This window comes from Shewanella sp. AS1 (assembly GCF_021412565.1).
Taxonomy (GTDB): Bacteria; Pseudomonadota; Gammaproteobacteria; order Enterobacterales; family Shewanellaceae; genus Shewanella.
On the sequence record NZ_JAKCLJ010000003.1, the window covers coordinates 103,926 to 114,554 of the forward strand.

Below are 10,629 nucleotides of genomic sequence, written 5' to 3' on the forward strand. Positions count from 1 at the left end.
GGTTGAGTGTCAAAGGTCATGGAAAAGACCGTTGAAAAGACCATTGAATAAAAAAGCGATGCCAGGCATCGCTTTTTTAATGAAATGAAACCGCGATTAGCTCACATCATTAGTGGCAACTCAACATCGGCCATCGCCTGCATGGAGGAGTCTTGTACCCTGCCCGCATATTTTGCCACCAGCATACTTCCTCTTGGGGCTTTAGCTAACACCTTGGCGGGTACCAGAAACTTCACAGTTACGCTCTTATTGGCACCAATCACCACATCCCTTAATGCTTGGGTGAACATCATCTCACTCGACCAGGCCCATAAACGCTTGCCGTTGGGGTCCACCAGCCATAAATCTGCCGTCATGCCAGAGCGATACTGAATCGCGACGCCGACCGAGCGAGGATTGGTAATGGTCAATGTCACAGCCAAGCCTTTGACATCGCTCTGACTCGTCAGTACCCCATTTAAGATCCCTTCAGCCTTATTCATAGCGCTTTCTCGCTTTTTGTCTTGACCATATTGCGTCTGCCCCACCAGCATAGGCTGATATCCTTGGGTGTTCTCTGTTTGCCTCTTCTGCAAGCCACTCTCTGCATGCAAGCCAGTTTCTACATGCAAGCCAGTCTCGCCATGTAAATCACTCGGGCCAGTTCCCATACCTGGGGCGCTTTGCTGGCTAGTAACAGGTACTGAGGCAGATTCAGATGACAGATCGCTTTGCGCCTCGTTGGAACAGGCCTGCATTAACATAATGGCTGTGATAAGCCCCACTTTTACTATCCAAGGGGTCATTAAAATCCTCCCAGTTTCTTAAACAGTTTATCTTTCAGCTTGTCTTTGGCTTTTTCGGTTTCCTGTTTGAGCTTGTTATCGAACAGTGCCTTGGTATCCAGGGCAAACTTGGGCTCGGCCATGCTGCCTGAAATCGCAAAGGGGATCTCTACGCCATAGAGAGAATCACGCTCGCTACCGCCTTGTCCTTCCAATGACCCAACAACAGAGGTGCTGAGCTTATAATCTATCGCCTCAGAAATCAGGTTCACCTGCCCCTTACCAGCAAGACGGATTAAAGGCGAAGCCATAGACAGGTCAGGGTTGCTGACCACCCCTTTCGCCATGGAGAAGCTGCCGGTCAGACTGGTGAAATCGGTTTTCTTCTCCGCCGAGGTGGGCGCATTGAGATTGCCACTCAGTTTCGCCTTAGCATCGCGCAGCATCTGTGGAATATTCACCCCATAAAGCGCGCCATCGGCCACTTCAAAGTTACCATTAGCAAGCAGGTTTGATTTGATATTGTCAGGGATCAGACTCTTACCTGAGCCTGTGACGTTAAATTGCGTTTTCCCTGCAAGCAGGTCAACCTCAGCAGCATCAGTCAGAAGCGGGCGGATCTGAATACCCTCGACCTTAGTGACAAACTTATAACTGGCCACTTTATTGCGGCCATCCAGGGTTGCGCGAGTCAGCATCTTACCCTGATAAAGATCTGATGAGAGCCGCTTCAGATCCAGCACGCCATTTTTCAGCACCATAGCCAAGACCCAGTTCTGGGTCTTAATATTTTGGGTGCTGATAGACTTCACCTTAATATCCAGGGTCGCATTGACCAACTTTAATCCGGAAAGATCGGGCTCCTGCTGCGCAGCTTGCTGCTTGTCTGTTGCCTGTTTTGAGGTATCAGCGCTCTTTGAATCTTCCCCCTTAGGTAACCAGTTATCAAGATTAATATCACCAAAATCCAGGTCGGCAACTATTTCAGGGACGCTGCTGCCGTAGTCAACATCCAGCTTACCCGTTCCCTGAATCTCATTGGCCGTTAACTTGGCTATCATGACGGAAAGCTGTTTGGCCTTGCTGTCGATCTGCACGCCTAATTCAAGATGATTACTCAGAGACTGATTCGGTATACCGGCTCCCTCCACCCTATTTTTGATAATGAAGTCTTTGATTGTGATAAGATCCAAGGACTTGGCGACCTTCAGCAGCCCCTCACCTTCACTACTTAGCTGCATATCCGGCATAGAGGCACTGAATTGATAGGAGAAGGAAGCAAACTCATCGAGAGAAAACGCACCTAATTTAAGCTCATCCAGATTAAAGGTTTGGGTCTGGTTGCTGGCCTCATCAAACAGATTTATCTGGGTATTGGTTATCGCAACCCCGCCTATGGTTAACTTACCCAGCTCTATTTGGCTTGGCGCCTGGGGAGCTGTCGTCGCAGGTGATTTCTCATCCGTTTTTGTATCCTTAGCGGCCACGGCCTTGTCACCACTTAAGCCATCGAAACTGCTACGCCCATCTTTGTAACTGTCTAGATTTAGCGTCAAACCATCGAGATTCAGCTGGGCTATCTCTATCTCACGGCTCAGCAACGGCATAAGTGCCACTTCGGCAACAATGCCTTTAACACTCAGCATCTCAGGATGCTTAAAGCCTTGTGGGTTTGTCAGTGATATATCACCAAGCTTGATCCCTATTGCGGGGAAGAAAGTCCAGCTTAAGTCCTGCTCAATCGCCAGCTCCCGTCCTGTTTGCTGTTTTACCAGATCGACAATCTGAGGTTTAAAATCGTTGAGATCGAAAATTAACGTCAAATAGGCAAATAAAAGAACGAATAAAGAGACGACGACTATCGACAACCATTTGATAAATTTCATAACAGCTTCCATCTGATGAGATTAATAACGACTGGGGTGACTAACATATCTTGGACAGATCCAATTTCGATGCAGATACCGCCACGCCATTATCGTCAGCATATAAGACCATACCTGGGTTAATTATAACGCCCTCCAGCACCAATTGGATGTTTACCTCACCCTGATCCTTTTTTTCCGTTTTGATTGGATTTGCGCCCAGAGCCTGGATCCCTATGTTCATGGATCTCAGTTTGCCGACATCACGCACATTACCCGCGATAACGATGCCGCTCCAGCCATTATCTACCGCGGTTTGCGTTATCATATCGCCAAGTAACGCACGGCGCGAACCGCTGCCATCGACCACAAGGACTTTTCCTCGACCATCCTGAGCGAGCGTAGATTTCACTTTCGAGTTATCTTCAAAACACTTAATGGTGACAACCTCTCCCCAAAAGATAGGATGCTTGCCATATTGGCGAAAATGGGAGCCAATAAAAGATAAGTGTTCATGGTAGCAATCAAACAGATCGGGCAATAGATCTCGCATATCAAGCCTCCGAGCAAGAATGGTATATTGAACTACTATAACAAGGACGGTCAAAAATGAAAATTTGCCAAAATTTACCGTCAACTGGTTTTAGAACTCCTGACATCACTATATAATAGAAGCTGTTTCATACTCATGAACACTGCTTTCATAAAGCTCCTTTATGAAAGCTGTATTTAAACGCTAAATACAAAGCAAGCTCCAAGAAAAAGCCAAGTTGTTTTAATCGACAATCAACAATCAAACGACAAGATAAGATGAAAGAAAACCTCAGTTTGCAAGAAGCGATTAATGCGCTTGACCAATATGACTATGATAAGAAGCAAACAAGTGGCCTGGAAAACGCTCGTAATACCAGCCAGATGAAAAGCTATATCAGCAGTTTAGATTACAGTTATAAGCGACTAGTTTGCTTGCAAGAGGCGATAAATGAATTGGTGGATGAAACAAAAGAGCAGCTTGTAAAGCAAGAAAAGATTCAGACTTTTAAAACCAAGATAATTAACCTGTCACGTACCTATAATATCTCGTTCGACGATGTCGTTGATATTATGCGGCAGCAAAACAGTAAATAAATAATAGTAAATAGATAGAAGCCTTATCAAAGACTCCATCTGACTATTCTTTATTGATAGAGATTGCTTGACAGAGATTTCTTGCCGCTAATTTTTTACAAGTAGCATACCGCTAGCAGCTTCTTACGATTAGCTTACTGCTCTGAATAACAGAACCAAATACTGAGCCAAATAACACCTCTTTATTCAGAGCATATAAAGTATTCAGAGCATAAAGTTGAAATCAATAACCTGTCGATTTTATTATCCCTGCGCCCGCTCTTTTATCATGGCTTTGTCTTGAAAAACCCTCTTCTTAATCTTCCCCCAATTCAGTCGAATTAATAACAGGCAAACAAAAAGCACTAGGTAGAGACTGGGTTCGATAATCTCAGATTTCACCGACCAGTAAAAATGGATCGGCGCCAAAATAGCAATGAGATAGATGCTGTTATGCACTCGCTGCCAGTTGCGCCCCATGGCCATTCTGACTCGATTAATCGATGTGATACTCAAAATAAGTAACAAAAGATAGGCGCTTGCGCCCACGAGAATATAAGGCCGCTTCACCACCTCACTAAGTAGTAAACGCCACTCAAACAGCAGATCCAGACTCAAAAATGCCATGATATGCAAGCAGGCATAGGCAAACACCCAGAGACCGACCAGGCGGCGCGTCTGCATCAGAAAAGGTAACTTAAAGCGTTTGGCCACTGGCGAGATTAAGAGTACCGCCACCAGCGTATTGAGTGTCCCCATGCCGGTATAATGAATAATATGCTGCACAGGATCGCCGCCTGCGTTACCACTCATCACATTCAATACCAGATAGAGTATGGGTAACAGGGCGAGCAGATGAAACAGACACTTGATTGCCACCAACTGGCGCGGGCTAACTTTTAACACATGCAGACTCCAATACAGCTCCCTTTATGAATAACATCGCAATTGCTAAGAAGCAGGCTAATAATAACGTTTCAGATCCATGCCTTGGTAGAGATGTGCGACCTGCTCACCGTAACCATTAAACGGCTGTGTATCGATCCGCTTAGCCGAGAAAATACCCCCTTCGCCAATACGCCGCTCCGTTGCCTGAGACCACCTTGGGTGATCCACCTTAGGATTCACATTAGCGTAAAAACCATACTCATGGGGAGCCAGCTGATTCCAACTGGTCGGCGGCTGTTTATCCATCACGCGAATACCCACAATGGACTTGATGCTCTTAAAGCCATATTTCCAGGGCACCACTAATCGAATGGGTGCGCCGTTTTGGGGTCTTAAGGTGCTGCCATAGAGACCTACAGCAAGCAGTGCTAGCTCATTGGTGGCCTCATCGAGTCTAAGTCCTTCAACATAGGGATAGTGGATCCCGCCGCCCATCAGACGGTTCTTCTGCCCTGGCATCTGCTCAGGATCGAACAGGGTCTCAAACGCCACATGGGTCGCACCGGCTCTGACCCCGGCTTTTCTCAGTAAGTCCGCCAGTGGAAACCCTACCCAAGGGATCACCATAGACCAGGCTTCGACACACCTGAGGCGATAGATACGCTCCTCTAATGCAAATAGCTTGGTGAGATCATCCAGATCTAAGGTCAGCGGCCTGTCGACTAGCCCTTCCACCTTGAGCACCCAGGGATCAACCTTAAACCCTTGGGCATTTTCGAAGGGGTCTGTCTTATCTGTGCCGAATTCATAGAAATTGTTATGGGTGATCACCTTGGCCTCAGGGGTTAATACCTCATGCTGACCAAACTGGTTGTCGGCGGAAAAACTGAGGGGCTGAGTGACAAAAGGCTGCTTAGATTTTGGCTCGCCAAAAAGATCGAATAACCCGGCCTGAACATAACCCGGAATGCTGGCACCAATAGCGCCAAGTCCCAGGGCTTTCACTATGCTGCGCCTGTCATTAAACACCGCTTGTGGCGTCACATTGGCTTCACGCTCATTCCAGACCTTGCCACCCCAAGTACGCGCATTCCTTACTCTTAAGATTTTGCTTCGACCATTTGTCTGCTTCACCATTGGCACCTCAACTCTTGTTCATGGCTACTCTTGTTATAACAGGGAACATATTGCAGGTTTTGCATAAAAGCTAGCCAGCTAACTCTCGACCCTCGACCTCGACTCTCTCTATTAGATAGACTAAAGGCAAAAAAAATTTCAACCTCACAAATGATTTACGTCTTAGCGCCAAGATTGCACTTGAACACACCCCTTCACCGTGAGAGGCTTATCCCATTCTTCATTTTTGGTTGATCATTTATGCCAGTAGCCATACCACTCTCCTTACCCGAAATTCTCGCGCTTTGTGCCACCGCTTTCCTCTCATTATTAATCGGCGCCCTACTCAATCAACGCCTGACTCGCCGGCGCTGGGAGGAGATCAAACAGCAACTGCTTGATGAGCAGCAAACCCTCAGTCAGCAACAGGCTCAAGCATTAGCATTAGCCCAGGCGCAAGTGGAAGATAAACAAACTGAAAACGGCCAATTACAGCAAAAACTGGAGCATCAAATCGCCCTGCTGGGTATGAGCCGTGCCCAGGCAGAAAGGGCAAACGAACTCGAAGATCAGCTGCAACAGGCGCAGCGTAAACAGATGGAAACCCAGCTGGCGCTGTCCAAATCCAACGCCATGCAGCAAACCCTGACGGTGAAGTTTGAAACCGAGCAGCAAGCCCTCGAAGATAAGATTGCCCATCTCAACGCCGCCGAGTCGCGCCTGAGCCAGCAATTTGAGAATTTAGCCAACAAAATTTTTGATAGCAAATCCCAAGTTTTGCAGCAGCAGAATGAACAACAGCTGACAAACGTGCTATCTCCCTTTAAACAGCAGCTTGAAGGTTTTAGAAAGCAGGTACAGGAATCCTACACAGTCGAGCAGGCCGAACGCAGCGCCTTTAAGCATCAGCTGGAATCACTAAAGGCATTAAACCTGCAAATGAGTCAGGATGCGGTCAACCTAACCAAAGCATTAAAAGGCGACAATAAGCAGCAAGGCAACTGGGGCGAAGTGATCCTTGAGCGGGTTCTGCAAGAAAGTGGCCTACGTGAGGGACATGAATACCATACCCAGCAAGATCTTAAAGATGACAAAGGCAAACGCTTCAAACCCGATGTGATAGTCCATCTGCCGGAAGACAAAGATGTGGTGATCGATGCCAAGATGTCTCTGGTCGCCTATGAACGTTATTTTAACAGCGAAGATGAATTAACCCGAACTGGCGCAATCAAGGAGCATTGCAACTCCATACGTGCGCACATTAAAGGCCTGAGTCAGAAGGATTATCAAAAGCTTCATGGCCTCACCAGTCTCGATTATGTACTGATGTTTATTCCGCTTGAACCCGCATTTCTGCTGGCACTTGAACATGAGCCAAGCCTGATCAACTATGCGCTAGAGAATAATATCATGCTGGTCAGCCCCACTAACTTACTGGTAGCACTGCGTACCATCAACAATATCTGGCGCTATGAATACCAGAATCAAAATGCCCAGCAGATCGCCAAACAGGCGGGTAAAATTTACGACAAACTCTGTGGTTATGTTGAGGATATGGAGAAGGTGGGCAAGGCCATTGAGTCGGTGGATAAGCACTACCAAAGTGCCATGGGCAAACTCTCCACGGGCAAAGGCAACCTCATTCGTCAAGCTCACCAGATGCAGCAACTCGGGGTTGCCACCTCAAAGCAGCTCGACCCTCAGCTGCTGGATAACTCGCTCAATGAATCGCATCCCGAGCGAGAACCGCATTATGAAATAAACGGTGAATCCAAACTCAATTAATCGTTAAGAATCAAGGAAGACCGACTGCAGAATCTGATGTAACGAGGAGCAGCACTATGCTAAGCCTTTATATAAAAAGTTGTTTTAGGCAAAGCCTACCCGTGCTTGCCCTGCTTTCCTGTGTGTTTTCTCCTCTCATCACATCCATGCCCGTTCAAGCGAGTCATAGCCAGGCGAGTAAGCTCACAGCTCAGCAGCAAAACTATCTGGATGCCAAAGCCAGCCTAGATAATAACGACCTCATTGAATACCAGAAACTGAGAAAGCAGCTTGAGGGTTATCCTCTCACCCCCTATCTGGACTTTCATGCCAACATGGATGACATACTGGCCAGCAAAGGCAAACAGGCTAGTCGCGCGATCGCCAAATTTAAGGGCACGGCCCTGCACTCGAGCCTACGTTATCGCTATCTTGTGCACACAGGTAACAATGAGCGCTGGCATGATTTTCTCACTATCAGCCCCAAGGCACCCAAGAATATCGTGCTGCAGTGCTATTACTATCGAGCCCTGTTCAACAATGAGCAGCGTAAACAGGCCTTTAAAGGGGCACAACAACTTTGGCTTTACGGCCACTCCCGGCCAAAAGAGTGCGATCCCCTGTTTGCCGCCTGGGAAAAGGCCGGCCATCCCAGTCAGGAGCTGATTTGGCAGCGTATGTTACTGGCCTTTAATGCCAACGAACTGGGATTATTAACTTATCTCTCTAAAAAGCTTACCCAGCACAAAGAGGAAGCCCAGCTGCTTATCGGCCTCTATAAAAAACCCCACACCCTGGAGCAGAAAAATCGTTTAAGCAAGAACGAGAAGCGCAATGAAGCGATGCTCGAAGCCGTCCTTAAACGCCTTGCCCGCCAAGATCTAGGCAAGGCTATCTCGCTCTATTCCCGCTACGAACAGTCAAAACGCTTTAGCCCGTTCGAGCAGAAAAAACTCAGCCGTTATCTGCTGCGCCGCGCACTCATCGCCCAGGAAAACGCGCTCAAACCCTTCGTCGATAGCCATCTCGGGCAAATCGACAGTGACGATCTCAAGGTGCTGCGCCTTCGCTGGGCGATACGGGAAAACGATCAGCAGGCCATAGCGCACTATCTAGCGCTCCTGAGTCAGGAGAAACGCAGCAAGGAGCGCTGGCAGTATTGGCTCGCCCGCACCAATGCCCAGGATGATGACAAGGCTGAGCGCCTAAAGAGTCTTGCCCAAGCGCGAAATTTTTACGGCTTCAGCGCCGCCAGCACACTAAAACAGGCTGTGCAGCTACAAGATGAAGCGACCCCGGCCAATCCAAACCTAAATGCCAAGCTCAAGCAAGATCCCGGTCTTGCAAGGGTCAGCGAGCTGCTGGCACTGGATAAACTCATAGATGCCAGAGCCGAATGGCTGCTCCTGCTCTCTCGTTATGATAATGCCACCCAAGCACAATATGCGCTGCTGGCTCAAGGGCGCGGCTGGGATTATCTTGGGGTACAGGCCAGTATTGAAGCCAGCCTTTGGAACGACATGGCGCTGCGTTTCCCCTTAGCAGCGACCCCCGCCTTCGAACAGGCGAGCCAACAAGCCAAGGTGGATATCGATGAGCTTCGCGCCATCGCAAGACGCGAATCGGCTTTCTATCCCTATGCCACATCCAGCGTTGGTGCCCGCGGTCTGATGCAGCTGATGCCAGCGACGGCCAAGGCCACAGCCAAGAAACTCAGACTGCCCTATCGCGGCCATAAGAGCCTGTACCAAATAGACACTAATACCCTGCTCGGCAGTGCCTACTATGCCCAGCTGCTAAAGGAGTTTGACAACAATCGTGTGCTGGCCACTGCCGCCTATAACGCTGGGCCACGCCGGGTAAAACTCTGGCTGGAGAAGAGTAAGGGCAAATTAGATGTGTTGAGCTTTATCGAGTCTATCCCTTTCACCGAGACCCGAGAGTATGTGCAGGCGGTATTGAGTTACCGGGTGATCTACCAGATGCAACAGCATAAACCCGTGTCCCTCTTCTCGGAGCAGGAGCTGAACTATCGCTACTAGCATTCACTACTAGCGACTTTCGCAACTGGCTATCAATACCGACTTTCACGATTAAACTGGATTAAGGGGGTTTCTCCAGCTAGCTTTAGTTGAGTGACGACTGACACCTTATCTTTGGGTCGTCCGATAAAAATCAACAAGATAAAAATAACACTAGAGGGAGTTGCATGTCGCAGAGCAGCATCTTGGCACTGTCGAGCCAACTAGAACAGGTACTACTGGGCAAGCCCCAACAGATCAAACTCGCCATCACTTGTATTCTTGCCAAAGGCCACCTACTTATCGAAGATTTGCCTGGCATGGGGAAAACCAGCCTCTCTCAGGGACTGGCACAGAGTCTAGGACTCAGCCACCAGCGGATCCAGTTTACCAGCGATATGCTGCCGGCCGACATCCTGGGGGTCTCTATTTTCAATAAAGAGCAATCGCAATTTGTGTTTCATCCCGGCCCCATCTTCAGGCAGATGGTACTGGCCGATGAGATCAACCGCGCCAGCCCCAAGACCCAGAGCGCCCTGCTCGAAGCCATGGCCGAGCATCAGATCACTGTCGATGGCGTCACTCATCCGCTGCCCAGCCCCTTCTTTGTGATTGCCACCCAAAACCCCAGTGAGCAGTCGGGGACTTTTCCCTTGCCGGAATCCCAGCTCGATCGATTTATGATGCGGATCTCCATCGGCTATCCAGATAAGGTCGCCGAACTTGCCATGTTAAAGGGGATGGATTTGTCGCCTCAAATCAATACACTTCCCCAGAGGCTAGACCCGCTTGCACTGCGCGAGGCGCAAAATGAGATACTGGATGTCAAAGCCTCCGATGCACTTCTGCACTATATTCTGGCGCTGATAGAGAGTTCACGTCAGCTACAAGAGGGCTTTGGCCTGTCGCCGCGGGCCAGCAAGGCGCTGCTCCATGCCGCCAAGGCTTGGGCCTATATTCAGGGGCGCAACTATGTGGTGCCTGAAGATGTGCAGGCGGTTTTCCCCTCTGTGGCTGAGCACAGGCTCCGCAGCACCAGCCAGCAACAGGGGGAAGCGCTGTCCTTGAAGCTGCTTAGCAGTGTGAACCCCATCTTGTAGGGGG

9 protein-coding genes are annotated in these 10,629 nt (G+C 48.8%); 4 read left to right on the forward strand and 5 right to left on the reverse strand.

Features of this window, described 5'->3' with window-relative positions:
* Positions 1-101: 101 nt before the first annotated feature.
* From LZP69_RS06385 to LZP69_RS06395, 3 genes are read right to left on the reverse strand one after another with little or no spacing between them, the layout of a single operon-like run.
* The gene (locus tag LZP69_RS06385; RefSeq protein WP_234199361.1) at positions 102-785 is read right to left on the reverse strand and encodes a BsuPI-related putative proteinase inhibitor; all 684 of its coding nucleotides are present in this window, start codon (positions 783-785) and stop codon (positions 102-104) included.
* On the reverse strand, positions 785-2,650 hold the full coding sequence (locus LZP69_RS06390; RefSeq protein WP_234199362.1) for an AsmA family protein: 1,866 nt from the start codon (positions 2,648-2,650) through the stop codon (positions 785-787). The genes LZP69_RS06385 and LZP69_RS06390 overlap by 1 nt, the downstream gene beginning before the upstream one ends.
* A gap of 40 nt (positions 2,651-2,690) precedes the next feature.
* On the reverse strand, positions 2,691-3,182 hold the full coding sequence (locus tag LZP69_RS06395) for a putative 4-hydroxy-4-methyl-2-oxoglutarate aldolase (protein ID WP_234199363.1): 492 nt from the start codon (positions 3,180-3,182) through the stop codon (positions 2,691-2,693).
* A 257-nt stretch (positions 3,183-3,439) separates the two neighbouring features.
* Here LZP69_RS06395 and LZP69_RS06400 point away from each other — a divergent pair, with 257 nt between their 5' ends.
* Positions 3,440-3,757 carry a hypothetical protein gene (locus tag LZP69_RS06400; protein WP_234199364.1) on the forward strand — a complete coding sequence of 106 codons (318 nt, stop codon included), beginning with the start codon at positions 3,440-3,442 and terminating at the stop codon, positions 3,755-3,757.
* A 243-nt stretch (positions 3,758-4,000) separates the two neighbouring features.
* Here LZP69_RS06400 and msrQ read toward each other — a convergent pair whose 3' ends face one another.
* A complete protein-coding gene (gene msrQ / locus LZP69_RS06405) occupies positions 4,001-4,642 on the reverse strand; it encodes a protein-methionine-sulfoxide reductase heme-binding subunit MsrQ (protein WP_234199365.1) in 642 nt (213 codons plus the stop codon).
* 57 nt (positions 4,643-4,699) lie between these two features.
* Positions 4,700-5,731, reverse strand: a complete 1,032-nt coding sequence (msrP, locus tag LZP69_RS06410; protein ID WP_234199574.1) for a protein-methionine-sulfoxide reductase catalytic subunit MsrP — start codon at positions 5,729-5,731, stop codon at positions 4,700-4,702.
* A 270-nt stretch (positions 5,732-6,001) separates the two neighbouring features.
* On the opposite strand from msrP, the gene rmuC reads away from it, so the two are divergent.
* From rmuC to LZP69_RS06425, 3 genes are all read left to right on the forward strand, one after another.
* Positions 6,002-7,525 carry a DNA recombination protein RmuC gene (gene rmuC, locus LZP69_RS06415; protein ID WP_234199366.1) on the forward strand — a complete coding sequence of 508 codons (1,524 nt, stop codon included), beginning with the start codon at positions 6,002-6,004 and terminating at the stop codon, positions 7,523-7,525.
* Positions 7,526-7,581: 56 nt separating this feature from the next.
* On the forward strand, positions 7,582-9,546 hold the full coding sequence (locus tag LZP69_RS06420) for a transglycosylase SLT domain-containing protein (RefSeq protein WP_234199367.1): 1,965 nt from the start codon (positions 7,582-7,584) through the stop codon (positions 9,544-9,546).
* A 167-nt stretch (positions 9,547-9,713) separates the two neighbouring features.
* On the forward strand, positions 9,714-10,625 hold the full coding sequence (locus tag LZP69_RS06425; protein ID WP_234199368.1) for an AAA family ATPase: 912 nt from the start codon (positions 9,714-9,716) through the stop codon (positions 10,623-10,625).
* The last annotated feature ends 4 nt before the right edge of the window (positions 10,626-10,629 follow it).

Excerpts from the sequence above, each read along its gene's own strand:
- rmuC (WP_234199366.1), top strand. The coding sequence starts at position 6,002 with ATGCCAGTAGCCATACCACTCTCCTTACCCGAAATTCTCGCGCTTTGT.
- LZP69_RS06400 (WP_234199364.1), top strand. The coding sequence starts at position 3,440 with ATGAAAGAAAACCTCAGTTTGCAAGAAGCGATTAATGCGCTTGACCAA.
- LZP69_RS06385 (WP_234199361.1), bottom strand. The coding sequence starts at position 785 with ATGACCCCTTGGATAGTAAAAGTGGGGCTTATCACAGCCATTATGTTA.
- LZP69_RS06395 (WP_234199363.1), bottom strand. The coding sequence starts at position 3,182 with ATGCGAGATCTATTGCCCGATCTGTTTGATTGCTACCATGAACACTTA.
- LZP69_RS06425 (WP_234199368.1), top strand. The coding sequence starts at position 9,714 with ATGTCGCAGAGCAGCATCTTGGCACTGTCGAGCCAACTAGAACAGGTA.
- LZP69_RS06420 (WP_234199367.1), top strand. The coding sequence starts at position 7,582 with ATGCTAAGCCTTTATATAAAAAGTTGTTTTAGGCAAAGCCTACCCGTG.
- LZP69_RS06390 (WP_234199362.1), bottom strand. The coding sequence starts at position 2,650 with ATGAAATTTATCAAATGGTTGTCGATAGTCGTCGTCTCTTTATTCGTT.